Annotated in this window: 23 protein-coding genes and 1 tRNA gene; 17 read left to right on the top strand and 7 right to left on the bottom strand. The window is 46.5% G+C overall.

The features are described 5' to 3' along the window. The 3 genes from RIH33_RS20390 to RIH33_RS20380 form a co-directional block, all read right to left on the bottom strand. Entirely contained in the window at positions 1-2,115 is a 2,115-nt protein-coding gene (locus RIH33_RS20390) for an OmpA family protein (protein WP_406651944.1), read from the bottom strand. Between the two features lie 22 nt (positions 2,116-2,137). Next, positions 2,138-6,172 (bottom strand): tetratricopeptide repeat protein, encoded by a 4,035-nt coding sequence (locus RIH33_RS20385; RefSeq protein WP_406651943.1) that lies wholly within the window; start codon positions 6,170-6,172, stop codon positions 2,138-2,140. A 253-nt stretch (positions 6,173-6,425) separates the two neighbouring features. Then, a tRNA-Phe gene (locus tag RIH33_RS20380) sits at positions 6,426-6,498 on the bottom strand. A gap of 81 nt (positions 6,499-6,579) precedes the next feature. Between RIH33_RS20380 and RIH33_RS20375 the strand changes: the two genes are divergently transcribed. The 8 genes from RIH33_RS20375 to RIH33_RS20340 all read left to right on the top strand — a co-directional run bounded on the left by RIH33_RS20375 (position 6,580) and on the right by RIH33_RS20340 (position 14,721). Then, positions 6,580-7,905: a 4Fe-4S dicluster domain-containing protein gene (locus RIH33_RS20375; RefSeq protein ID WP_406651942.1), complete on the top strand. Its 1,326-nt coding sequence runs from the start codon at positions 6,580-6,582 to the stop codon at positions 7,903-7,905. A gap of 30 nt (positions 7,906-7,935) precedes the next feature. Beyond that, complete coding sequence (locus RIH33_RS20370) at positions 7,936-8,736, top strand: (Fe-S)-binding protein (protein ID WP_406651941.1); 801 nt, start codon at positions 7,936-7,938, stop codon at positions 8,734-8,736. 12 nt (positions 8,737-8,748) lie between these two features. After that, positions 8,749-9,231, top strand: coding sequence for a hypothetical protein (locus RIH33_RS20365; protein ID WP_406651940.1), 483 nt, complete (start codon positions 8,749-8,751; stop codon positions 9,229-9,231). Positions 9,232-9,320: 89 nt separating this feature from the next. Further along, positions 9,321-11,309, top strand: coding sequence for an OmpA family protein (locus RIH33_RS20360; RefSeq protein WP_406651939.1), 1,989 nt, complete (start codon positions 9,321-9,323; stop codon positions 11,307-11,309). A gap of 30 nt (positions 11,310-11,339) precedes the next feature. Continuing rightward, positions 11,340-12,491, top strand: a complete 1,152-nt coding sequence (locus tag RIH33_RS20355) for an MFS transporter (RefSeq protein ID WP_406651938.1) — start codon at positions 11,340-11,342, stop codon at positions 12,489-12,491. A gap of 29 nt (positions 12,492-12,520) precedes the next feature. After that, positions 12,521-13,687, top strand: a complete 1,167-nt coding sequence (locus RIH33_RS20350) for an AIR synthase related protein (RefSeq protein WP_406651937.1) — start codon at positions 12,521-12,523, stop codon at positions 13,685-13,687. Positions 13,688-13,699: 12 nt separating this feature from the next. After that, positions 13,700-14,287, top strand: coding sequence for a GNAT family N-acetyltransferase (locus tag RIH33_RS20345; protein WP_406651935.1), 588 nt, complete (start codon positions 13,700-13,702; stop codon positions 14,285-14,287). Continuing rightward, positions 14,284-14,721 (top strand): hypothetical protein, encoded by a 438-nt coding sequence (locus RIH33_RS20340; protein WP_406651934.1) that lies wholly within the window; start codon positions 14,284-14,286, stop codon positions 14,719-14,721. The genes RIH33_RS20345 and RIH33_RS20340 overlap by 4 nt, the downstream gene beginning before the upstream one ends. Before the next feature lie 2 nt (positions 14,722-14,723). Here RIH33_RS20340 and RIH33_RS20335 read toward each other — a convergent pair whose 3' ends face one another. The 3 genes from RIH33_RS20335 to RIH33_RS20325 all read right to left on the bottom strand — a co-directional run bounded on the left by RIH33_RS20335 (position 14,724) and on the right by RIH33_RS20325 (position 15,739). Next, positions 14,724-15,125, bottom strand: coding sequence for a type II toxin-antitoxin system death-on-curing family toxin (locus RIH33_RS20335; protein ID WP_406651933.1), 402 nt, complete (start codon positions 15,123-15,125; stop codon positions 14,724-14,726). Beyond that, positions 15,109-15,333 carry an AbrB/MazE/SpoVT family DNA-binding domain-containing protein gene (locus tag RIH33_RS20330; RefSeq protein WP_406651932.1) on the bottom strand — a complete coding sequence of 75 codons (225 nt, stop codon included), beginning with the start codon at positions 15,331-15,333 and terminating at the stop codon, positions 15,109-15,111. The genes RIH33_RS20335 and RIH33_RS20330 overlap by 17 nt, the downstream gene beginning before the upstream one ends. A 64-nt stretch (positions 15,334-15,397) precedes the next feature. Beyond that, positions 15,398-15,739 (bottom strand): YraN family protein, encoded by a 342-nt coding sequence (locus RIH33_RS20325; RefSeq protein WP_406651930.1) that lies wholly within the window; start codon positions 15,737-15,739, stop codon positions 15,398-15,400. 14 nt (positions 15,740-15,753) lie between these two features. On the opposite strand from RIH33_RS20325, the gene RIH33_RS20320 reads away from it, so the two are divergent. The 9 genes from RIH33_RS20320 (at position 15,754) to RIH33_RS20280 (ending at position 24,794) form a co-directional block, all read left to right on the top strand. Beyond that, on the top strand, positions 15,754-16,734 hold the full coding sequence (locus RIH33_RS20320) for a type I phosphomannose isomerase catalytic subunit (protein WP_406651928.1): 981 nt from the start codon (positions 15,754-15,756) through the stop codon (positions 16,732-16,734). After that, entirely contained in the window at positions 16,735-17,451 is a 717-nt protein-coding gene (lipB, locus tag RIH33_RS20315; RefSeq protein ID WP_406651927.1) for a lipoyl(octanoyl) transferase LipB, read from the top strand. Continuing rightward, the gene (locus tag RIH33_RS20310) at positions 17,448-17,843 is read left to right on the top strand and encodes a hypothetical protein (protein WP_406651926.1); all 396 of its coding nucleotides are present in this window, start codon (positions 17,448-17,450) and stop codon (positions 17,841-17,843) included. Before lipB ends, RIH33_RS20310 begins: the two co-directional genes overlap by 4 nt. Positions 17,844-17,906: 63 nt before the next feature. Then, positions 17,907-18,632, top strand: a complete 726-nt coding sequence (locus RIH33_RS20305) for a 3'-5' exonuclease (protein WP_406651924.1) — start codon at positions 17,907-17,909, stop codon at positions 18,630-18,632. A gap of 7 nt (positions 18,633-18,639) precedes the next feature. Beyond that, a complete protein-coding gene (rnr, locus tag RIH33_RS20300) occupies positions 18,640-20,802 on the top strand; it encodes a ribonuclease R (protein ID WP_406651922.1) in 2,163 nt (720 codons plus the stop codon). 112 nt (positions 20,803-20,914) lie between these two features. After that, positions 20,915-21,889 (top strand): polyprenyl synthetase family protein, encoded by a 975-nt coding sequence (locus tag RIH33_RS20295; protein ID WP_406651921.1) that lies wholly within the window; start codon positions 20,915-20,917, stop codon positions 21,887-21,889. After that, complete coding sequence (locus RIH33_RS20290; RefSeq protein ID WP_406651920.1) at positions 21,890-22,513, top strand: rhomboid family intramembrane serine protease; 624 nt, start codon at positions 21,890-21,892, stop codon at positions 22,511-22,513. It begins immediately after the preceding gene. A 60-nt stretch (positions 22,514-22,573) separates the two neighbouring features. Beyond that, a complete protein-coding gene (locus RIH33_RS20285; RefSeq protein ID WP_406651918.1) occupies positions 22,574-23,047 on the top strand; it encodes a cytidine deaminase in 474 nt (157 codons plus the stop codon). A 91-nt stretch (positions 23,048-23,138) separates the two neighbouring features. After that, positions 23,139-24,794 carry a glutamine--tRNA ligase/YqeY domain fusion protein gene (locus RIH33_RS20280; RefSeq protein WP_406651917.1) on the top strand — a complete coding sequence of 552 codons (1,656 nt, stop codon included), beginning with the start codon at positions 23,139-23,141 and terminating at the stop codon, positions 24,792-24,794. 151 nt (positions 24,795-24,945) lie between these two features. On the opposite strand, the gene RIH33_RS20275 is transcribed toward RIH33_RS20280, so the two are convergent. Next, positions 24,946-25,464, bottom strand: a complete 519-nt coding sequence (locus RIH33_RS20275) for a lipocalin family protein (RefSeq protein ID WP_406651915.1) — start codon at positions 25,462-25,464, stop codon at positions 24,946-24,948. Positions 25,465-25,481: the final 17 nt, after the last annotated feature.

The raw sequence follows: 25,481 nt of genomic DNA, 5'->3' as shown, positions 1-25,481 counted from the left end.
TTATATGGCTAGGATTTTCAATACTACACGTCTGTTTTGGGCTTTGTTTTCCTCAGTGTCATTGGGCACTATGGGCTGACTTTCTCCATAGCCTTTGGCTACAAACCGATCACTGGGGATGTTCTTTTCTATCAGAAATTTCACTGCGCTTTGAGCTCTTCTGTTGGACAAGGCGGCATTATAAGCGGCTGAGCCCACATCATCAGTATGTGCGGCTATTTCTACTTTCATTCCGGGGTTTTGCTTCATGAGTTCCACCACCCGCTCCAGTTCGGCAAAGGACACTTCATTGAGCTGATCTGAATTCGATTCGAAAAGTATTTCTTTCAGTGTCAGGTTAGCACCAACCAATAGCGGCTGTAGGTTCATTTGGATTTTGGCAGTGCCGCCTTCACCAATTACTGACACGCCGCCCACAGCATCATCTCCTGAGGAGATTTCGGTTCCTCCGGGTTTTACGTCTATCACCGTACTGTTAAAGGCATAGCCCTGATCACTTGTGGCCTCTATTTCATACCGGTCTCCCACGCGGAGGGCCACAGTTTCGTTGCCACTCACCTCTATCACTTCATCCCGGTTACGGTTTCTGATCCGTACTTTGGATCGAATTTTTCCATTGTTAACCAGATCTGCTACGTTGATTTCTATGTTACGCTTGTGCGGAAGCATCTCCACGTCTCTGATAAACTCAGGGTAGACCACAAGATCGGATACGTCCAGGGTAAAAAACTTACTATCAAAATTCTCTTTGTCTACGATGATTTCATAGACCTTGCCGAGTGGCAGCTCCAGTGTAATGCGGCCGTTGGGATTATTTTCCAGTTGCATCAGAAAGTCTGCTGCTCCTGGTTCCTTTACTTTAATACTGGCCTGAATGGGTTCAAAAAGATCGCCATCATAGATATTGAGGTTCAGGTTGGCGGTGTTGTACAGTTCTATATCCTGATCGATTTCTTTGTACTCGTTTTCGTTACTCAGGTCAAAAAACAGTGACTTGGAGGTATATCCTTTCTTTTTGATCTCAATATTATAATTACTTCCCACGGCCAGTACCACCGTATATCGGCCGTCATTGGGGTTGTTGGACAGGGTCATAATCTCCCCGGAGGTAAATGCATCCGACACCACAATTTCTGCGGCTATGCCGGCACCATTCTTTCCGTCTGTGATGTAGCCCTGGATAATGATGTTTTTGAACTGTCTGAGTTGCGGGGGTATTTCCACAGAGTTGATTTCACTGGCGTCATACACATAGTACAAGAGGTCTCCCTGTGCCGAAATGGATGAAAACTGATCAGCCACTTTGGTATTGACAAACTCCAAAGCCACCGGAGGCTTCCAGTCACCTATGGGTGTGAGCTGAGTTTGGTAGAGATCAAAATCCCCACGCCCGCCAAGTCTGTTGGAGGCAAATATCAAGGTTTTGTTATCAGCCATGATTCTTGGTGCCTTTTCACAATCTTTATTGATAGGGTAAGGAAGAAGCTCAGGCTGCCCCCAGGTACCATCCTTCTTTTTCTTGGAAAGGTAGAGACTGAAGCACGCTTTATTTTCCCAGAGCTTAGCCAGGTCCTTATCCTGTATGACATTATAATTCTGACGAACGAAATACATCGTTTTTCCATCGGCAGAAATGGAAGGGAACCCTTCATAACCTGAAGAGTTAATTGGCTCGCCGATGTTTTTTGGCTCCGTCCAGGTGTCTCCATCGCGAATGGAGTAGTAGATGTCCTCACTACCAAACCCCCCTCTGAAAGAAGCAAAGAAGAAAAGCATGTTTCCATCGAAAGAGATACTAGGCCCGCCAATGAGGTCAGTTGAGTCTCCAAAGTTATTGATCGGGTCTATAGGCTTCGGGTCTGACCACTTGCCATCGATGAGCCTGGAGTCGAAGAGTTCATATTTCCCCCTTCGGTTGGATTCCAGAATCATGGTGCGGCCATCTGCCGAAATGGACGGAGCGTATTCTATCTTATTACTGTTTAGCTCAGGAATGGCTTTGGCCGTACTCCGGTAGTAATTAATAGTATCTGAATAAGTCTTGAGTGTGTCAGGGATCTGAGCCTGAGCCGCCCAAGTGATTAACAAAAGCAACACAAATAATGAATGCCTCATCTTCAGCATAGTTGTTTCATTTTTATTTTCCTAACATAACAAAAGCCCCCCAGTAGTAAGGCTCTTTGAATTCTTTTCGTACTTCGGCTATAGCCGCATTGAAGGCTTCCAGTTTACTTTGTCCTCCGAACCAATTTCGATAGAAAGCGCTCATCAGAAGCTGAGTGGTCTGATCGTTCACTTTCCAGAGGCTCATCACCAGGTTATCTGCACCTGCCACGATGAACGACCTCTGAAGTCCATAAACTCCTTCTCCATTTTTAACTTCACCCAGTCCTGTTTCGCAGGCCGACATCACCACTAGCTGGGTGTTGTCCAGGTTCAGGTTCATAACTTCATAGGCAGTCAGTATTCCATCCTCTTCACCTGGCAGGTCTTCATTCTTCACCGTATTCTGAGCGCCCGCCAGGAGGAGCCCCGATCTCAGTAGTGGATTGAATTTGGCGCTTCTGCTGGTAAGTCCACCAGACTCGTCATCCACCTTGATGTCTTCCAGAAAGAAACCGTGAGTAGCGATGTGTAAAATCGTGGGGCTGGATATTTTTTTGATTTGATCCTCGGTGGCAGTTTCCGCCAGGAAGGATTCAAAAGTCCAACTGCTGTTTTCAACAATGCTGCCAATCTCCTCTATTTCCTTCAAGGTGCCTGGAAGCTCCGAGATAGTGGACCCAAAGCTACGCTCCATATCCTTAGGACTTAGCAGGCCTCCACTATTGTTTTTTGCCTGACTGGAGATGTAATATTTAGGGAAGCCGAACATGACGGCATCATTTTTCATTCCTTCAGGAATGGTCATTTCCAGTAGTTCACGGGTATTACTGAGCAGGCGCACCTTGTAGCGGTCTATGAGGTACTCTTTCTTTTCAGGATTGTAGAGGGTGGCAATGTTTACCTTATTGATCACCCCGTCGGCCGAAAGGAAAACTCTCTTGACAGAGGTGTCTATTTTTTCATCAAAGGGCTTCCAGAATGTGGCATAAGAGCGCTCATCTTTTATTTTGTAAATAATCGAATTCTTGTAAGTTTTGAATCCTTTGTCTTCCATCTGTAGGCCATTGGCACTCACCACCAGCTCCGGGATGGTCCCCTCGGCACTTCGAAGAATGAGCCCAATGTATAGCACAGAGTCTTGCTTCATCTTCTTCTTGATTCGGATCATCTCTATGGCCGCCTCGTCTGATGCTAGTTGCTCCTGAATGCGGTTCCATGTGGGGGTTTCCGTTTCAAAAGCCCCTGCGAACGAGGAGGATTTGAGGGAAAGTTGCTTTTCCTTTTCATTGGATTCCGCCTCCAGTCCTGCAATGTTGATGTTGCTCTGTTCAAGCTCTTCCTTACTCATGCTGTAGGCCTTCACGATATTCTCTTTCAGACCTACCCAGTCATTGAAGAGGGCGATGAGGTCGGTATCTCCACTGGACAGTATGGTGTTGCGTACCTTATTGGTGGCGTTTAGGAGAAGCGCTTTGGTGGAGAGCTGAAGGTTATACATGCTCCCAATAAGGGTGTCTCTGTCACTTTGAATGCCTTTGTCCAGCAGACAGAACTCCACGGCATAGTCCAGGTAGCTATCAAATACGGGTTTTATTTTCCCATAAAAGGCACTCTTTTCACTTTCGCTCAGCGCGGGGAAGTATTGATTGATAAAATCAAGGTACTGGTTAGTGACCTTCAGGTAGAGTGGTCTGGCTCCTTCAAAATCGCCGGTTTTGTGTCTGATAGAGGCCAGTCCGTACAGTGCGTAGGCATAGTCCGGATGGTTAGGGCCGAGGATGCCCAGCCGGATGTCCACCACCTGCTGATAATAGGTCAGCGCCTGATCATAATGTTCCAGTTCCTGCTCCAGGGTGGCCAGGTTATAGAGGGTACTGGCATAGGACGGATGATTGGTTCCGAAAACCTGCTCATCTATGTCCAGTGCTTTTTGATAGAGTGCTTTGGCCTGGTCATATTCCTCGTTTTCCTTGTAAATAGAGGCCAGGTTATGCAGCGTCTTGGAGTACAATGGGTGATTGGTTCCTAAAATAGCTTCATCTATTATAAGGACTTCTTCCAGGAGTGCTTTGGCCTTTTCATAGTCTTCCTCCATTTGATAGAGGGTGGCCAGGTTCTCCAGAGCAGTGGCATACTCAGGATTCATCTTTCCTATCTGAGTCTGGTATATTTCCAGTGATTGCTCAAACAGAGGCCTGGCAGCATCCAGATTACCCATTTTCTGGTAAAGCAGGGCAAGGTGGTTAATGACTGAAGCATAGAAGATATGCTGGACACCGTAACTGGCCTCATAAATGTTTTTGGATTCCTTTAGGTACTTTTCAGCTTCTGCATATTCGGCAAGTTGTTTTTTTACCGAACCCAGATTGGCCAGAGTGTAGGCCAGAGAAGGATCTCTTGGAGGGAGCATTTTTTCTTTGATGGATTTTATTTCACCCAGAACCTGCCCGGCCTCAGTGTACCTGGCAGTATTGAGGTAAAGTAGCCCCAGGTTTTCATAGGTCGTGAGGTAATCTCTATTTTCCTTTCCGTAGGCCTGACGCTTGATCTCTTCAGCAATTTTCAGGTAGTACTCAGCTGTGTAATAGCTTCCCTCAAGCTGGAGCAGCGACGAGTAGTTGGCAGCCACGGTAGCATATTCAGGGTGACTTTCGCCATAGGTTTGTCTGAAGATGGGGAGGACTTCCAGATAGAGCTTGCCTGCCTGCTGGTACTCACCTAGTTGGGTATACACACCTGCAAGTGTGTTTTTCACAAAGGCAGTTTGCAAAGCGCCCGATCCGAAAAGTGCGGCGCTTTCTTTGAGCGCCTCTTCGGCGATTTGGCGTGCTTCGTTATATTTAGCTTCTGCGTTTAAGATTTTCGCTTTCTGGTTATGAAGTGCATAAAGACGACTTTTCATGCCTCCCTCGCTGGCTATTTCCAGAGCCAGATCAATTTTTTGTGTAGCTCCGGGGATGTCTCCGTCTGTGAGCAAAAGGCCACTCAGGCTCTCCAGGGCATTCACATGGGTGAGATCACTCGGTAGCCTGGCCGCGTAGAGGTCCATGACCAATTCGAGCTTTTCCTTTGCTTTGGCCAGTTCACCATTCCTGATGAGCAAGTTGCTGTAGTTGGTCAGGGTGCTGGCGTAGGAGGCCGGGTTAGCTTCCTGATCGGCTTCTTTTTGCATCACCAGTTGTTCAATGAGCTCTGTAGCCCTTCCAAACTGTCCGGTTTTCTGAAGGTCAATGGTGAGATTATTGAGCGCGATGGTGTATTCTTCACTGTCTTGTTCGCCCAGGTTTTCGAAATTGTCAATGGCCAACTCATATTTTTCTGCAGCCTCTGAGAATCTTCCGAGCTGGTCCAAGGCATCTCCCACTTTAATCAACATGCTGCCATATTCAAAGTTCGGGGTGCCTTCATTGTAATAGTCTGCCAGTTCTTCAAAGAAAACCAGGGCCTTTTCATATTCCCCATTTTCTGAAAGGAGGGAGCCATAGTTGTAAATGATATTGTAATATTCCGGACCCACCTCTTCATACTCATTCATGACACGCTGTGCGCTTTCAAAAAGTGCGCCTGCAGCGTCATCCTCCTTGAGCTGAAACTTAGCAATGGCCAGATTGCCTTTTGCAGCGGCTACCTCATAGCTGTCTTCACTGTTATATTCCAGAGTGAGATCCAGGGCTTCCGAAAGCAAAGGATCTGCAGCCCCGTACTCACTGCGCGCCATGCGGATCACAGCCAGATTTTGCAGGGCATTGGCGTAGTTCATGTCTCTGTTTTCCCCAAGAGCGATCAGCAGCTCCACTTCTTCTTTGGCATAAGAAAGTGCCGCAGCATCTTCACCCAGATCATAGCAAACAATGGAAAGCTGACGCAGAATTACAGTTTGGTTTTTCGAAGCCTTGGTTTCGGAGGATTTTATTTGCTCAAGGGCTTTCTCACCTGCCTGCCTGGCTTCCGCAGACTGGTAGTTGTTGTAAAAGTCTATAGACTGCTGATAGGATGCTGCCCAATCCTGAGCAAAACACACGGAGGCGAGCAGAAAAAATATCAAGCCAAGGGATAATCTTTTCAAAATAGAGTCAGGTTGGTAATTCTCAGTATGAAGATAGAAAAATCTAAGTCTTCTGTTATGTCATTGCCTGGATGATTTAGCGAAATACCTCCTTTGAGGTATCAGAAAAGAGAATTTTGATCCGAAAGAGGTGAAAGAGTGCGCAGGTATGGTTAGTCTTAAAGAATTTAGTATGCATGCATACTAAATTAAGAACCTTTTATTATCTTCGAGGAAACAAAAAAACCCTGACTTGAAGGCCAGGGTTTTTAAGTGGTGCTGAGTGGGCTCGAACCACCGACTCACGGATTTTCAGTCCGATGCTCTACCAGCTGAGCTACAGCACCGCTTTAAAGAGGTGCAAAGCTAGAGAATCTTTTAAAACGAGCAAAAATATTTTTATTTAAATAGCAACAGAATTTAACCCCATGCAAATGATCCCACAACTGGCCTTTGTGGCTGTCCTTTTATTCTTCGGATTTTTATTGTTTCGGCGGATAGCGCGAATCAGGAAAAACATCCTTCTGGGCAGACCGGAAACAATAAACGATCAAAAAGGAGCGCGTTTGAAAACCCTGCTCCTTGTGGCCTTTGGCCAGAAGAAAATGTTTAAGCGGCTGCTTCCTGCTTTCTTTCACCTGCTCATTTATGTGGGATTCATCCTGATCAATATTGAAGTACTGGAGATCATTTTGGATGGGCTACTAGGGACACATCGGTTATTTGCTCCCCTGGTAGGCGATTTTTATACTTTTTTGATCTCGTTTTTTGAGGTGCTTGCCGTCCTGGTGATTATTGCCTGCGTGGTTTTCCTGATCAGGAGAAATATTCTGAAGGTGGACCGGTTTCACAAAATAGAGATGAAGGGGTGGCCCACACTCGATGGCAACCTGATTTTGGTGATAGAGATCGTCCTCATGGTAGCCATCTTATCCATGAATGCAGCGGATCAGGTGTTGCAGGCAAGGGGCGTGGATCATTACACCACTACAGGTGCTTTTGTGATGAGTGGCATGATGACCCCAATTTTCGGAGGGCTGTCTGATGGTAGCCTGATGATGGTGGAGCGTGCGGCCTGGTGGTTCCACATAATAGGCATATTGGCTTTCGCTGTGTACGTGACCTATTCCAAGCATCTGCACATTTTCATGGCTTTCCCCAATACCTACTATAGCAGGCTTACGCCAAAGGGCAAGATGAATAACATGAATGAGATCACCAATGAGGTGAAAATCATGCTGGGGATGAGTACAGGCGAAGAAGCCAGCCCACCACCGGAGGGAATGAAATTTGGGGCAAGAGATGTGAACGACCTGAGCTGGAAGAACCTGATGGACGCCTACGCTTGCACAGAATGTGGCAGATGTACCTCAGAGTGCCCGGCCAATCTTACTGGTAAGAAGCTCTCGCCACGAAAAATCATGATGGATACCCGTGATCGCCTGGAAGATGTGGGCTTGTCTTTGCAAAAGGGCAGTGAAGGCCTTGCCGACGGTAAATCCCTTTTGGGAGATTACATTACGAAGGAAGAAATCAATGCCTGTACCAACTGCAATGCCTGCGTTGAGGCTTGTCCTATTACCATTAACCCACTGGACATCATACTGCAATTGCGGAGGTATGTCGCTATGGAGGAGTCTGGAGCGCCACAGTCCTGGAATATGATGTTTCAGAATGTGGAGACCAATTTTGCCCCATGGAAATTTCCCCCGACGGACCGGTTTAAGTGGGCTGAAGACCTGAAAGAAAAATAAACGACGAGAAAGAATAACTGACATTGACCAATGACTGAAGAAATCAACATACCAACAATGGCCGATATGGTCGCAAAGGGAGAATCTCCGGAAGTGCTTTTTTGGGTGGGCTGCGCCGGCTCGTTTGACGACCGCTACAAAAGTGTCACCAGGGCTTTTGTAAAGATTCTCAATAAAGTGGGTGTAAAATTTGCTGTATTGGGCCCCGAGGAGACTTGTACAGGTGACCCTGCCCGTCGTGCCGGAAATGAATTTTTATTTCAAATGCAGGCCATGGCCAACATCCAGGTGCTGGATGGGTATGAGGTGAAAAAAATAGTAACCGCCTGTCCTCATTGCTTCAATACCCTTAAAAATGAGTACCCCGACCTTGGCGGAAATTATGACGTCATTCATCACTCTGAATATTTGCAGGAGCTGATCAATAGTGGGAAAGTGACTCTGCAAGGCGGCGGAGAGTTCAAGGGCCGTAAAATTACCTACCATGATTCTTGTTTTCTGGGCAGGGCCAATAAGGTCTATGAAGCGCCCAGAAAAGTACTGGAGGCCTTAGATGCGGAGCTGGTGGAGATGAAGCGATGCAAAACCAAAGGACTCTGCTGTGGAGCTGGAGGAGCACAAATGTTTAAGGATGCCGAGCCAGGCAAAAAGGAGATAAATATCGAACGAACAGAAGAGGCGCTGCAGACCGGGGCCACTACGATTGCTGTGGCCTGTCCGTTTTGCATGACCATGATGTCTGATGGAGTGAAAAACAAAGAGCGGGAATCGGATGTGAAAGTTCAGGATTTGGCGGAACTCATTGCAGAAGCAGAGGGTTTAAATGGCTAAGTTTGAGCAATTATGATAGCAATAGACGAGATGCCGGATCATGCCAGGATCTGGGTATACCAGGCCGACCGGCCTTTTAGCGAAGAAGAGCGGGCTTTGATTGACAGAAGCTTTGAGGCTTTTACAGGTCAGTGGGCTGCCCATGGTAATAAGTTGATGGCCACATTTGGGATACAGCACAACCAATTTATCGTGTTGGCGGTAGATGAATCTTATAACCAGGCCAGTGGCTGCAGCATAGATGCATCAGTACAGGTAATCCGGCAGATAGAGCAGCAGACCGGCTTGAGTCTGCTGGACAGAACCAAGGTGGCTTTTTTGGAACAAGGGGTGGTAAAAATCAAGCCTTTTAATCAGCTGAAAGCGGCTGTGGAGGCAGGTGAAATCAGAAAAGAAACCACTGTTTTCAATAATACTGTTCAAAATGCCAGTGAGTGGAGGACCCAATGGGCCGTACCAGCACAGGCGTCCTGGCTGAGCCGATATTTTTCTTAGGGCTTTGGCGAAATACTTTGTTGTAGAGAGGAAAGATTATTTTGCGCAATTTTTTCGTTAGTTTAACGAATGATCCAAGTGGTGTACATATGAAGCAAGTTTTCTATGCATTGATCCTCCTTATGATGGCACAGGCCTGTACTCAGCGGGTGGCTCAAAAGAGTTTTGAAAAAGGGTATTACGATCGGGCAATAGCGCTTTACAAAAAGGGTCTCGACCCTCAGGATGCTCATCAAAATTTCATGCTTGGCGAATCATACCGAAAGTCCAACCGGCTTCAGGAAGCGGCACCTTATTATTCTACTGCCCGAAGGGCAGGTTCCAGAGAGCCCGGATTGCCCTACTACCTGGCCAGATCGCTCAAAGCCAATAAACAATACGAGGAGGCTGAGAAAATCCTGAGTGATTTTGTGACCAAAGCAGGTGGTGACGCCAATTTTAAGGCCATGGCTCAGGTGGAACTGGACAACCTTACAAAAATAGATGTACTCCAGGCCGAGACCAATTATTTCAGAATCAAAAACCTGGATGAGCTCAATACGAAGTTTGCTGAGTACTCACCAGTGTACCACAATGGGTTTTTATACTTTACCTCCAACAGGGAAGGTGGCAAGATATATGGGGCGACGGGCACTCCTTTTACAGACATCTATCGAGTACAGTCGAAAGGAGCCAACATTAACATACGGACGCTGAAAGCGCTGGATCCGGTGATCAATCACTCAGATACCAACGAGGGGTCCATTGCGATTTCATCCGACGGAACTTCCATCATATTTGCTAAAGGAAATAGCGGAAAGGCCACCGGAAATACGGAGGTCAACTTATTTTTCACCAGGTACAGAAACTCAAACTGGTCTGAACCCAGGCCCATTAGTGTCAACGACCCGGAGGCATGGGACTCTACCCCGGCCCTCACCCCTGATGGCACCACACTGTATTTTTCAAGTACCCGTCCGGGAGGGTTTGGCGGGGCGGATATCTACTCTGCGCAGCTGAACAGGCGTGGCAGGTGGGTGGATGTACAAAACCTCGGATCAACTGTTAATACGGCAGGGGATGAAGTGTTTCCCTTTGTATCGGAGGATGGACGACTCTATTTTTCTTCAGATGGACACCCCGGGTTTGGCAACCTGGACTTATTCGTGGCTACCAGAATCCGAGGAAAGATCACCATAGAAAACCTGGGCGAACCCATGAACTCTGCCGCGGATGATTTTGGGCTTCATCAGTTTGACCTCACCAGGGGGTTCTTCTCCTCTAACAGACCCGGGGGAAAAGGTGATGACGACATCTACACATTTATCAACGAGGACCCCGACCTCAGGGTGGTTAATTATTTTCTTGTAGGTACTACCTATACCAATGATGATGGTCAGCATAAAATCATACTCCCAAATACCAAAGTGGCACTTCAAGCGGAAAATGGGGAGCTGCTCAGCGAGGCTTTTACCGGGGAGGATGGGAAATTCAAATTCAGGTTATATGCCGAGGAGCGCTACAATCTTCTGGGCGAAAAAGCGGATTACTTCACCACGCGGAAAGAGTTTTCCACCATTGGAAAGTCGGTAGATAAGGCTTCTCTGACGGAATTCATTACCAATGTGACATTTGAGACGGAGATCATGATGGATCGAATTGTCTTGGAAAAGTCCATTGTGCTCAACAACATCTACTATGACCTGGATAAGGCCAATATTCGTCCGGATGCTGCTTTGGTACTGGATAGTCTGGTTCAGATTATGAATGATAACCCCGATATCTTTATTGAACTGGGCTCGCATACTGATACAAGAGCCGAAGACGATTACAACATGGACTTGTCTCAGAGACGTGCAAAGTCTGCCGTGGAATACATCATTCGTCAGGGCATAACTGCTGATCGGATCGTGGCGAAGGGATACGGTGAGAGCAAATTACTCATCCCAAATGCGGTCACAGAAGAGCAGCATCAGCAAAACCGTAGGACTGAGTTCAAAGTGCTGAGGTACAATCCTAAGAAAAACGAAGACAACCTGCCACCTGATGAGAATCAGGATGAGTATGACCGGTTCTTTGATGATTCTGAAGGAGACTGATATTTAAGGTTTAAGCGCTAATTTCGCTCTGTGTCGAGCCATCTCAGATTTTTTTTCAGTTCCAGAGACAGTCTTCATCTGGGATTAATTTTTACATGCAACAGCCTGCTATTTGGCAATTGGATTACCCGGATTCCTGATATTAAGGATGCTATCGGGCTTTCCGAGGGTGAACTTGGTCTTGCTTTGTTGGGAGCCCCTATCGGGGCGATGTGCATTATGCCATTATCCGGATGGGTGATTGCCAGATTTGACCTGGGAAGAACCTTGGTAGTGAGCGGGTTGGCGCACGTGCTGGCGTTGCCACTGCTGGCGCTGTCTGATTCGTTTTGGGGGCTAGTGGTTGCGCTCTTCTTTTTTGGTTTCACCAATGCCATCATGGATATTTCCATGAATGCGACGGCTGCTGCCATCGAACGGAAACACAAACGAGCCATCATGTCTACCTGCCATGGAATGTGGAGTCTGGGTGGAATGGCAGGGGCAGCTTTGGGTAGCGTTTTGGCAGGGTTAGAGATAAGCACTGTGATCCATCTCGCATTTGTGGCAGCCGCCATTTTTATCATGATCCTGCTGTTGTCCGGCAGTCTGTTTCGCATTAAAGAATCCAGAAATGTAGGTGATAAAGTGTTCGCCTGGCCCAGGGGGCCACTTTTATTATTAGCTTTCATGGCGTTTTGTATTCTGCTAAGTGAAGGCGCCATTGCTGACTGGAGTGCCGTGTACATGCGTGATGTGGTAGTGGCAGATGCCTACCTCGTGGGCATGGCATATGCAGGATTTTCCATGCTGATGGCCATTGGTCGGTTAACTGGAGATTCGATAATTCCCAGACTGGGAAAGAAACATGTGGTGCTCTATGGTTCTCTTTTATCAGTGATAGGCCTTTTTATGGCGATGTTTTTTGAGGCTCAGATGCTCGTAATCATAGGGTTTTCAATTACTGGTCTCGGGTATTCATGCATTGTGCCAGTACTTTTCATTTCTGGTGCTAATCAACCGGGATATACAGCGGGAACAGGTATCGCTGCAGTGACCACCCTGGGATACGCCGGGTTCCTGGTCGGACCTCCTTTGATAGGTATCCTGGCAGAGGAATATGGCCTTACCATGGGCATGTGGTTTGTGCTTTTTTGTTCGTTGATGGTATCGGTGCTTTCAATTACCACTAAGTTCAGATGATTTGTTTTTCTTTGCCAAAAAAAAATTTCATGTCTGACCGATACGCTAAAAGGGGAGTTTCTGCTACTAAAGATGATGTGCATGCGGCCATCAAAAATGTAGACAAGGGGCTTTTCCCGCAGGCTTTTTGCAAAATAGTACCAGACCTCCTCACTAAAGACGAAGACTACTGTGCCATCATGCACGCTGATGGCGCTGGCACCAAGTCCTCGCTGGCCTATATGTACTGGAAAGAAACCGGAGATCTTTCGGTATGGAAGGGTATCGCTCAGGATGCTGTCATCATGAATACCGATGATCTGCTGTGTGTCGGCTGCACCGAAAATATACTGCTATCTTCTACAATAGGTCGCAATAAAAACCTTATACCCGGGGAGGTGATCTCCGCGATCATCAATGGTACCGAGGAGGTATTACAAATGCTCCGGGATCAGGGCATAGATATCATCTCCACAGGTGGGGAAACTGCTGATGTAGGAGATTTGGTGCGTACCATCATTGTAGACAGCACGGTCACCGCCAGAATGAAACGCATTGAGGTCATCAGCAATGACGGCATTCGACCCGGAGATATGATCGTAGGGCTTTCATCATACGGCCAGGCCAGCTATGAATCTGAGTACAACGGCGGAATGGGAAGCAATGGACTCACCTCCGCAAGACATGATGTATTTGACAAAGAATACAGGGAAAAGTATCGTGAAGCTTATGACCCGGCTGTGGATCAGGAGCTTGTTTTCTCCGGGAGCAAGAGGCTCACAGATGCAGTCAGCGGTAGCCCACTAAATGCCGGGAAATTGGTTCTCAGCCCCACCAGAACCTATGCTCCGATTGTGAAGAAAATATTGACTGAACTACCAGGTAAAGTTCATGGCATGGTGCACTGCAGCGGTGGTGCTCAGACGAAGGTGCTCCATTTTGTGAAGGGGTTGAAGATCATCAAAGACAATCTGCTTGAAATTCCACCATTGTTCAGACTGATTCAGGAGGAAAGCGGTACTGACTGGAAAGAAATGTATCAGGTTTTCAACATGGGTCATAGATATGAGGTGTACCTACCTGAGGAATATGCCGGGGAGGTGATCGCCATCTCTAAGTCCTTCAATGTGGAAGCTCAGATAGTGGGCAGAGTCGAGGCGGCGGATCAGAAAGAAGTTTTTATCCAAACCCCGACTGGAAGTTATACCTACCACTAAACTTGTTTAACCATGCTGCCGCTTTCAACTATTGAAAATGATGTAATCCGACTGAGCCCACTGGTAAGTGGCGACTGGAAGAAATTAGCCCACCTGGTGTTAGACTCCTCGCTTTGGAGCTATTTTCCATATGATCTCTCCGAAGAGTCTGTTTTTAAGAGCTGGATGGAGAGCAGGATTACCCTAATGAAGGAGGGCAAGTGGCTACCACATGTGGTCTATCATAAACCAAGTGCAAAATATGCAGGACTGTCTTGCTATCTCAGCATTGATGAACCCAATAAGGTGATCGAAATAGGTGGCACCTGGTATGGGACTGAGTTTCATGGTACAGAGGTAAATCCTAACTGTAAGCTCCTAATGATGACTCATGCATTCGAAACCCTGGGCTTTTACCGGGTGGAATATAAGACAGATGTGCTCAATGTACGTTCACGCAGGGCAATAGAGAAATTGGGAGCCAAAGAAGATGGCGTGCTTCGGAGCAACAGAATTGTGGCCAATGGACGAAGGAGAGATACCGTTTACTATAGTATTTTGAAAGACGAGTGGCCACAGGTGAAATCAAATTTGGAACAGAGAATAGCCGCCTTCCAATGATCGTTTCGAAACCTATTACCAAAACGCTGACAGCTTTAAGTATTTTTCTGATCCTTATTTTCGGGTCGTTTTTTATGCTGTTGAGTAGTCTGTTGTCCGGGGAGTCCTACTTTATTTTCAAGCTCATTCTGGCACCCCTTACGTTGGTGATTGGTTTGCTAGTGCTGGGAAAGCTGCTGGCGGCCATTAAGATTGTGAAGATTGGAGACAATCGGATTGTGGTTTTTTATCCAATTACCCGAATGAAAGTGGACATCAAAGTGCCGGATATTCTCGGCTGGCGTGAGGAAGTGATCAAAACCAAAAACGGAGAATTCAGAGAAGTGAAAATCCTGTATACCAAAAAGAAGATACTCAAACTTTCCAACCGGGAGAATACCGAATATGATGCCGTGGTGAAGTACTTGAAGAAAAAGGTAAAAGTAAGTAGGTGAGGTTAGTTTTTGAGAGGCGTTATGATTCTCCTCAACCATAATTCAATGGCTTCCTCTGAGGTGTTTCCATTAGCCAGGTTCAAAATTTCCACGACTACTTCGGCTTCAGATACTTCCACATAGTGTTGGTTTAAAATCAGGAAGGTGACGCCTACCACGAAGCCTGTTCTCTTGTTTCCATCCAGAAATGGATGATTACGAACAATGCCATACATATAGCTGGCAGCACATTGTGCAAGAGATGTACCTTCATATAGAAACAAATTCTTTGGGCGTGCCAGTGCAGATTCTAACAAACCAATATCCCGGATTCCAGGAAGTCCCCCATGTCTGGCTATTTGCTCGTTGTGAATGGCGTGAACGACAGGCTCACTGATCCACCTAAATTCACTTGGCGAGTTCATTTAACGAGTTTCTGAAGTCGTCCATTACTTTCCGTGCGGCACTCATTTGATCCTCAAATTCAGGATCGTAGGCCGTAATTTCTACTCCATGCGCAGTTTCAATAAAGGAAACCATATCTCCCTTTTTCACATGAAGCTTCGCCTGGATAGATTTTGGGAGTACTATACCAATTGATGAACCTACGGTGGTTACTTTGGATTTTTCCATAATCTTATAATATGGGTTATAATACGAAGATAAGGAAGGAAAAGTTCTTTTGGGATTTGATCACTCAATAAAAAGCATCCTCAATGTGCTCCAGCTGACTCCCGGTGATAGAAATGATGTCAAAACGGATGTCTTTCTGCCAGTTGATGGCGAAAATGTAGTCCTCCGCTGCCTGTATGATGAGTCGCTCCTGTTTGCGGCTCACAAAAGTTTCGGGGTCTCCATAAGCATCTCCTTTTCTGAGCTTTACCTCAATAAAAACCAGCACCTCATTGTTCAGGAGTGTGATGAGATCTATTTCACCTTTACGGAAGCGATAGTTCCTTTCCACGATTTCAAAACCCTTCTTACGGAGGTAAGAAACCGCCAAATCTTCCCCATATTTGCCCTTATTTTTAGTATCCATCAAAAGCTATCACATTGGAATTATATCCGCTGAAATTCAAGACCATATTTAAAGATAAGATCTGGGGAGGACAAAAGATCAAAACCGTACTGGGTAAAGATTTCTCTCCACTGCCCAACTGTGGGGAGACCTGGGAGCTTTCAGGTGTACAGGGAAACATCTCAGAGGTGGCCAACGGGGAACTGTCCGGCCGGCTTCTTACGGAGGTCATCGCTGCGTCCGGGCCGTCTTTGCTAGGCAGCCGCATTTTGAAGGAGTATGGCGAAGAATTCCCCTTGCTCATCAAGTTTATAGATGCCAACGACGATTTATCTATACAGGTACACCCTGATAATGAGTTAGCGCAGAAACGTCATGCCTCCAAAGGCAAAACGGAGATGTGGTACATCATGCAGGCTGATCCCGGAGCTACGCTGATCAGTGGTTTTGGCCAGGAACTGGATCGCGAATCCTATCAAAAAGCTTTTGACGAGGGCAGACTCAATGAAATCCTGAACCGTGAAGAAGCCAAAGCCGGGGACGTGTTTTTTTTGCCTGCGGGCCGTGTGCATACCATTGGCAAAGGCCTCTTGCTGGCGGAGATTCAGCAGACTTCAGATGTGACCTATCGCATTTACGATTTTGATCGTAAGGATGCCGAAGGCAATTTGCGTGAATTGCATATAGAGGAGTCTCTGGATGCCATTGACTACAAAAAATACGACCAATACAAGACACCATATAAGGATCAGGTGGACACCCGGGTAGACATAGTATCCTGTGAATATTTCACCACCAATAAGTTGAACCTGACAAGTGATTTTGAGGTGGATCATTCTGGTCTGGATTGCTTCAAAATCTATGTTTGTCTGGATGGAAAAGCAACGTTGGTTCATGCTAAGGGAGAGGAAGAGCTAAAGATGGGTGAGGTGATACTGGTGCCTGCTACCCTGGAAAAATATAAGTTTGAAACTTCCGTGGGCGTTACCATGTTGGAGTCATATATCCGCAAATAATTGGCTGTTCAAAACAAAAAAACCAAGTTTATTCACCTGGGGCTCATGGATTATCAGGAGGCCTGGGACTATCAGGAGGCGGTTTTCAAACGTTCGGTAGATCAGAAAATAGCAAATCGCAAGCTTCCGGAATCGGAGCAGAAGGTGGTGGACAATTACCTCATTTTTTGTCAGCACCCGCATGTATTTACGCTTGGGAAAAGTGGCAAGCCGGAGCATTTATTGCTGGATGAAGATGGCCTGGATGAGAAAGAGGCCACTTATTATAAGATCAACCGTGGTGGAGACATTACCTATCACGGGCCCGGGCAGATTGTCGGGTACCCTATCCTGGATTTAGATAATTTTTTTACCGACATTCATAAGTATTTGCGGTATCTGGAGGAGGCCATTATTCTCACCCTGAAGGATTATGGAGTGACAGGAGGAAGAATCCCCGGACTCACGGGGGTGTGGATAGATCATGAGGATGAAGTAAATACCCGAAAAATTTGTGCCCTTGGGGTGAAGTCGAGCCGGTGGGTGACGATGCATGGATTCGCCTTCAACGTGCATGCGGATTTGAACTATTTTGGCTACATCGTGCCATGTGGTATTGATGATAAGGCGGTAACCTCTTTGGATAAGGAGCTCGGGTACAAGCCTGATATGGCCGAAGTGGAGCAAAGGCTCAAAGGGCATTTGGTTGATTTGTTTGAAATGGAACTGGAAGAATGAAAAAGGACATCAAATTTCCGCAGATTGAAAGCGTATTCGTGTCTGTGGTGAGGGAAAAGGACGCAGAGCAGTGGCGTGTGTACCTGCTCAACAGGAGCGATAAAAACCTGGATACCGTGATGGTGACCAGCAAAGGCTATGGCGTCAAGGGAGGTGAGGAGCAGAAAACCTCTGTATTGCGCCACATGATTCCCAAAATAGAACCCGGAGAATACGCCCTGATAGAGCCCATAGATGAGCAGGTGTTTCACCTCAACAATGAGTATTGGGTGAGCTTTTTTATCGATGGCCAGCTCTATGATAAGAAATACATCTTTGTACCCGAAACTATCATCAAAGAAAACCTCAGTTATATAGATGAGCTTCAGATGGAAGGTGTACTTCATCAGTAAACTCCGATCATTTGGATTCATAGCTCCGGATTTTGTAATTTAAGTTCACCAATTTGTCGTTCTATGGATCAGCGCCTGAAGAATCTGTTGATACTCGATATCGAAACAGTAGCCAACTCAAAAGATTATCAAAAACTTAACACCGATCTCCAGAAGCTTTGGGAGAGAAAAGCTAGCTTTCTTAGAAATGAGGAGGACTATACCGCTGAGGAGCTTTATGAAAAACGGGCTGGGATCTACGCCGAGTTTGGCAAGGTGATCACCGTAGCCTTTGGCATCTTTCATGAAGATCAGGAGGGCGATCTTACCATCAGGATTAAGTCCATATCAGGTCATGATGAGCGGGAGCTTCTTTCGGAAGTAAAAAACTTTTTGGAAACAAAATTTGACCCAGAGTACTTACGTCTGTGTGCACATAATGGAAAGGAGTTTGATTTTCCGTATCTTAGCCGCCGCATGCTGATCAACGGGATCAAGCTGCCCTACGTACTGGACAATGCCGGTAAGAAGCCATGGGAGGTCAATTTTTTGGACACCCTGGAAATGTGGAAGTTTGGTGATCGGAAGAATTTCACCTCTCTGGATCTGCTCACCACCATTTTTGACATCCCCTCAAGTAAAACAGACATAGACGGATCCATGGTGAATGAAGTATATTACACTGAAGAAAAAGGCCTGGAACGAATAGAAAAATACTGCCAGGGAGATGTGATCGCTACCGCACAATTATTCTTAAAAATGCATGCACTTCCCATAGTGGATCCCAAAAAAATTACAATAGTTACATAAGCTCTATATGAGTAAGAAAAGAAAGAAAAAAACAGAAAAACCCCAGCAGAAATCATCTAATGTAAAGCGCATAAAAGACCAGGTAAGAGGTGTATTTGCTCATCACATAGGAGAGCGATTCAGCTACAGACAGCTCATTAAGGAGCTGGGTCTGCGTGATAAAAAGTCTAAAGAATCACTCAAAGACATCCTATTCGGGATGGAATCCAAAGGCCAATTGGCCAAGGCACCCGACGGCCGCTTTATCAGTGCGTATGAGCCTGAAACCATAGAGGGGCGCGTGGATCACGTGAATGCCCGCTTTGCCTACATCATTAGTGATCAATCTGAGGATGATATTTGGGTCAAAACGGATGACCTCAAGTTTGCCATCGATAAGGATATCGTGAAAGTGCAGATTACCAAGCCTGGAAACGATGGCTTCAGGCCTGAAGGTAAGGTAGTAGAGCTCGTTTCACGGGCCAAAGAAGAATTTGTTGGCCGCATTGAGCTATCGCCCAAGTTTGCCTTTGTGGTGCCGGATAGCAGAAACATCCATTTTGACGTGTTTGTGTATCCTGAGAAAATCATGAAGGCCAAACACAATGATAAAGTGATGGTGAAAATCACCCGCTGGCACGATGCCAAAAACCGGAGCCCTATGGGCGAGGTGACGGCCGTACTGGGTGCTGCGGGTGAAAATGAAGCTGAAATTCACTCCATCATGGCGGAGTTTGGTTTGCCGTTCCAATTCCCAGAAAACATTGAAGCAGCTGCCGCTAAAATTCCAACGGAGATTTCTGCCGATGACCTGAAAGACCGGAGAGACTTCAGGAACATCACCACATTTACCGTAGATCCTGAGGATGCCAAGGATTTTGATGATGCCTTGTCCATAGAAAAACTGGACAATGGTGACTATGAGATTGGTATACACATTGCGGACGTGTCACATTATGTGACACCCAAATCTGTATTGGAAAAAGAGGCCGTACAGCGGGCTACGTCAGTGTATTTGGTGGATAGAACCATCCCCATGTTGCCGGAAAAACTTTCTAACGGACTCTGCTCCCTCCGACCCAATGAAGATAAGCTGACGTTTTCAGCCTCCTTCGTGATGGATACAGAGGGCAAGGTGAAGAAGAAGTGGTTTGGTCGTACGATCATCCACTCCAACAGAAGGTTTACCTATGAAGATGCCCAAATTGGCATAGAAACGGGAGAAGGAGACTATGCTACTGAGCTACAACTGCTCAACAGCATCGCTCACAAACTAAGGGACAAGCGATTCAAGAATGGTGCGGTCAACTTTGAAACCACGGAAGTAAAATTCCAGCTGGATGAAAAAGGAAAGCCGCTGGCTGTAGTGCCGAAGATTCGAAAAGATGCCCACAAGATGATCGAGGAGTTTATGCTCCTGGCCAACAGAGAAGTGGCCACCTATATCTATAAGTGGGGCAAAGGGGAAAACGGGAAGCACACCTTTGTGTACAGAACTCATGACAACCCGGATCCGGAAAAACTTGAAAACTTTTCCAAGTTTGCGGCCAAGTTTGGGCATAAAATGAATGTGGCTGGAGACATCTCCCAAAGCCTCAATAAGCTCATGGATGAAATCACCGGTAAGCCCGAGCAGAATGTGCTGGAGCAACTGGCGATACGCTCGATGGCCAAAGCCAAGTATACCACAGAGCCTAAAGGGCATTTTGGCCTGGCCTTTGATCACTATACACACTTCACTTCCCCTATCCGCCGGTATCCCGATGTGATGGTTCATAGGCTCCTGTGGCATTACCTGCAAGGTGGGAAATCCGTGGAGGTAGAGCCCGAAGAGAAAAAATGTGTTCACTCCTCGGAGCGGGAAAAGAATGCCGCAGATGCGGAGCGCGCCTCCATCAAATACAAGCAGGTAGAGTTTATGCAAACCATGCTGGGTGAGGATTTTGAAGGCATCGTTTCCGGAGTGACCGAGTGGGGCATCTTTGTGGAAATAGTAGAAACCAAGTGTGAGGGCATGGTCAGATTGGCCGACCTGGATGATGATTTCTACGAGTTTGACGAGAAGAATTATCGGATCATTGGCAAACGAAACAAGCGGATCATCACACTGGGTGATAAGCTCATGGTGAAAGTGGTGAAGACGGATATTGATCGCCGCACCATCGATTTGGACCTGGTTCAGGAAGACTGACCTCTGGTTTTATAAGATCCCGAAGAGCGGCCAGCCTGATCAATCCCTGGCCCTTTCAACAATCATTTGTTTCAGGGAGTTTTGTTTTTATTTGCTACAGAATTATCACCTCATGAAATCAATCCCTGAACTTCAGGAACTTCTAGATAAGAAAATCTCCGGTCTGGATTTTGGCAGTGAGCCAAAGAATCTCTACGAGCCCATTAGCTACATTATGTCTCTGGGAGGCAAGCGCATGCGTCCGCTTTTGACTTTGCTGGGCTACCAGCTGGGGAAAGGGGACTGTGAGCGAATTGTCAGACCGGCATTGGCGGTGGAGGTTTTTCACAACTTCACCCTGATGCATGACGACATTATGGATGAGGCTCCCTTACGCAGGGGTAAGCCTACAGTTCATGAAAAATGGAACAATACCGTGGCGATACTCAGTGGTGATACCATGCTGGTTAAAGCTTACGATCTCCTGCTGGAGTTGGATCCAAGCATTTTGCCGGAGGCATTGCGCTTGTTTAACCAATGTGCCGTGGAGGTGTGTGAGGGCCAGCAGATCGATATGAACTTTGAGTCTGAGGATCGGGTGAGTGTGGAGGAGTACATTGGCATGATCCGGTTAAAAACAGCCGTTTTACTAGGTTTTAGTCTGGAGTATGGAGCGCTCATGGCGGGAATGCCGGTGGGAGAGCGCAAGCAGCTGTATGATGTGGGCGTGAAGATGGGCATAGGGTTTCAGCTGATGGATGATCTGCTGGATGTGTACGCAGATCAGGCCAAGTTTGGCAAGCAGGTGGGTGGAGATATTATTTCCAATAAAAAAACGTTTCTCCTGATCAAAGCTCAGGAGTTGGCGGTGGGCGATCAGAAAGCCCGACTGAGCAACTGGCTGTCTATGAGGAATTTCGATCCGGCAGAGAAGGTTGCCGCTGTGACCAAAATCTATGATGAGTTGGGAATAAAGGCATTGACTACTCAGCTTATGAATCAGTATTTCGATGAATCTTTCACATTATTGGATAGTTTAGCCGCTGATGCCGAGGGAAAATCGCTTTTGCGAAGTTTTGCTGGCCAGTTGATGAAACGAGAAAAATAGATGATTTCACTTACCACCCTTATTATTATAGTGACAGTGCTGGTTAGTCTGGCGGCTTTCAACAAAGCAGAAGTCTTCCAAAAGTCGCTCATGAATCCTTATCTGGTATTCCATAGAAAGGAATACTGGAGGTTGATCGCTTCCGGGTTTATTCATGGGAGTTATATCCACCTTGGGTTCAATATGTTTACTTTTTATTTTTTTGGAAGGGTAGTAGAGCAGGTTTTTGGCCAGGTGCTTGGAGGCAGCAGTACCCTTGTTTTTGTGCTGTTTTACTTGTCCGCCATAGTGGTTTCGGACCTGCCCGTAGCTTTCAAAAGAAAAAATGACATTCATTATAATAGTCTGGGTGCTTCCGGAGCAGTCTCGGCAATGGTTTTTGCCAGCATCCTTTATTTCCCCTTGAATGATATCTGCCTTTATGGCATTTTTTGTCTCCCGGGATTCATTCTGGGGATTATATATGTAGTCTATTCTTACTATCAGGGACGGAATATGAGTGATAATATCAATCACGAGGCGCACCTGTATGGAGCCATATATGGGGCGGTTTTTGGGATTATTGTATACCCACAATCTGCTATTGGCTTTATAGAACAGATCAAGAGCTACCGTATTTTTTAGCCAAACAACAAACCCCTCGGCCTGCGCGGGCGTTATTACTTTCCCAAAAATGAAAAGCCGATGAATCAATCTTTTACATTCGAGTACCAGAGACTTACCTATGATGAGCTTACCCCCGCTGATCAGCAACTGATAGATGCCGCCATGCAGGCCCTGGATGGGGCACATGCACCCTACTCCCGCTTTCAGGTGGGTAGTGCGGTATTGCTGGCCGATGGTAGCGTAGTGACCGGTAACAACCAGGAGAATGCTGCCTATCCTTCCGGGCTTTGTGCCGAGCGAGTAGCCCTTTTTGCTGCCAAGTCCCGGTCGAAGCAACCGATACAAGCGATCACAGTGGTGGCCAGAAACGCACAGGGAGAGATGGCTGATGCCTTTTCTTGTGGCAACTGTCGTCAGGTGATGCTGGAGTATGCAGGTCAGCAGGAGGAAGGCATGAGGGTGATCATGGCAGATCGAACGGCTCATTTTATCCTTTTGGCTGATACAAGACAGCTTCTACCCTTTTCATTCGGGTCAGAAACGCTGGGTTAATACCCGATGACGGAGACTTTTTGGTTACTCTTCCAAAACACGCTCTTTTCTTTGTCGTTTCTATTTAATTTGCGTCAAATTTTTCAATTATATGGAAACTGTAAAGCGAGAATCACTGAATTTCATTGAGCAACTGATCGAGAATGATCTGAATAGCGGCAAGCACCAGGGGATTCAAACGCGTTTCCCTCCGGAGCCCAACGGTTATTTGCACATTGGTCATGCCAAATCCATTTGTCTAAACTTTGGTCTGGCAGAAAAATTCAATGGAAAATGCAATCTGCGTTTTGATGATACCAATCCTGAAAAGGAAGATGTGGAGTACGTGGATTCTATCAAAAAAGACATCAAATGGCTGGGTTTTGAGTGGGATGGGGAGCATTATGCTTCTGACTACTTTGGCACCCTCTACGGCTTTGCTCAGGCCCTGATCAAAAAGGGGAGTGCCTATGTAGATGATCTGAGCCAGGATGCCTTCAACGAAATCAAAGGAACGCCAACAGTTCCCGGAAAGCACAGTCCTTTTCGTGAAAGAAGTGCGGAAGAAAACCTGCGCTTATTAGAAGAGATGAAGGATGGCAAGTATCAGAATGGAGAGAAAGTCCTTCGTGCCAAAATAGACATGTCTTCTCCCAATATGCACATGCGCGATCCTATTTTATACAGGATCAGGCATACGGAGCATCATCGCACCGGCAATGACTGGTGCATCTACCCGACTTACGACTTTGCCCATGGCCAGTCTGATAGTATTGAGCAGGTGACACACTCACTTTGCACGCTGGAGTTTGAGGTGCACAGGCCACTGTATGAGTGGCTGATTAAGGAATTGGAGATTTTTCCCTCCAAACAAACTGAATTCGCCAGGCTGAACCTGAGCTATACCGTAGTGAGCAAAAGAAAATTGCTGGAACTGGTAGAAGGAAAATATGTGGCAGGCTGGGACGACCCACGTATGCCCACGATATCAGGCATCAGAAGAAGAGGATTTACTCCTGAGGCTGTGAAGACCTTCATCAAAAAAGTGGGTGTGGCTCGCAGAGATGGCATTACGGATGTGGCATTACTGGAGCATGCCGTGCGTGAGGATCTCAACAAACGATGCAACAGGGTTTTTGGCATTCTGGACCCGGTAAAACTGGTAATTACCAACTGGCCGGAGGAGAAGGAAGAAGTGATGACCGCTGTAAATAACCCCGAAGATGAAGCGGCCGGAACACGTGAGATGCTATTTACCAGAGAATTATACATAGATCGGGCAGACTTCATGGAAGATCCGCCAAGTCCCAAGAAATGGTATCGGTTAGGCCCGGATCGTGAGGTGAGGCTGAAGTATGGCTACATCATCAAGTGTACCGGCTTTGACAAAGATGCCGATGGTGAGATCACTACCATCTATGCTGAATACGACCCTGAGACCCGAAGTGGACAGGACACCAGTGGGAAGAAGGTAAAAGGTACATTGGGGTGGGTATCTGTGAAGCACGCGGTGCACGCAGAGATCAGGCTCTATGACCGACTCTTTCACACAGAGAACCTGAACGATATCGAGGATGATTTTAAAAACCACCTCAATCCCAATTCACTGGAGATCAATGATAAGGTGGTATTGGAAGGCTCTTTGAAGGACGCTAAAGTGGATGACCTGGTGCAGTTTGAGCGTGTAGGATATTTCAGGGTGGATGAGGACAGTACGGCAGAGCAACTGGTTTTCAATCGCACGATCACTCTGAGAGATAATTGGTAAGAAGGGGGGCACCGCCCACCGAGGGATAGAATTCAAATGTCCATTTTTGAAGATCAATCGCCCATTTTTGATCACCTCATATGATTTAAATAAAAAAAATCCTGCTCCGATACATCGGGCAGGATTTTTTCGCATGTGATGAAGAAGGATATTATTTCTTCAGTTTAAGGTTCATAGAGATGGCAAATACGTCATCCTCACCATCCTCATCCATGTCCTCTTCGTATTCCTCAGCATAGAATAGCTCCATTTTGCCGGATGTTAGAGACTTCACAGTGATCACATCTGTTTCTGTACCGCTAGTCAATGACAACTTTTTGTTGTCAGCGCTAAGGCTCCAGGTGCCACTTTCGTTACCCTCTGGTGAGGTCACGGTAAACTTGGAATCTTTGGTAAAAGTCCATTTCATACCTTCAAACTCGTTCATTTCTTCTATGAACTCTTCTTCGAATTCTTCAGCTTCGGCTTGAGTAAGGTCGAAGGCTTCGATGATATAATCGATAAAGTCCAGTTCGTTAACGGTAATTGAAATGTCCACAGACTCATAAGCCCACACTCCTACCAGCGGAGATTCAGGTTCATTGTCATCATCATCGTCCTTGCAGGACGTAAACACGAGCGATCCACTGACCATCAGCAGAAGTGCTCCCAGGTTAAACCATTTTTTCATTTGTTCTATTAATTTGA

The sequence above is a fragment of the Marinoscillum sp. genome (assembly GCF_040222955.1).
Classification (GTDB): Bacteria; Bacteroidota; Bacteroidia; order Cytophagales; family Cyclobacteriaceae; genus Marinoscillum.
Note: the sequence above shows the minus strand (reverse complement) of the source record. Positions and strands in the feature narration are given on the sequence as shown.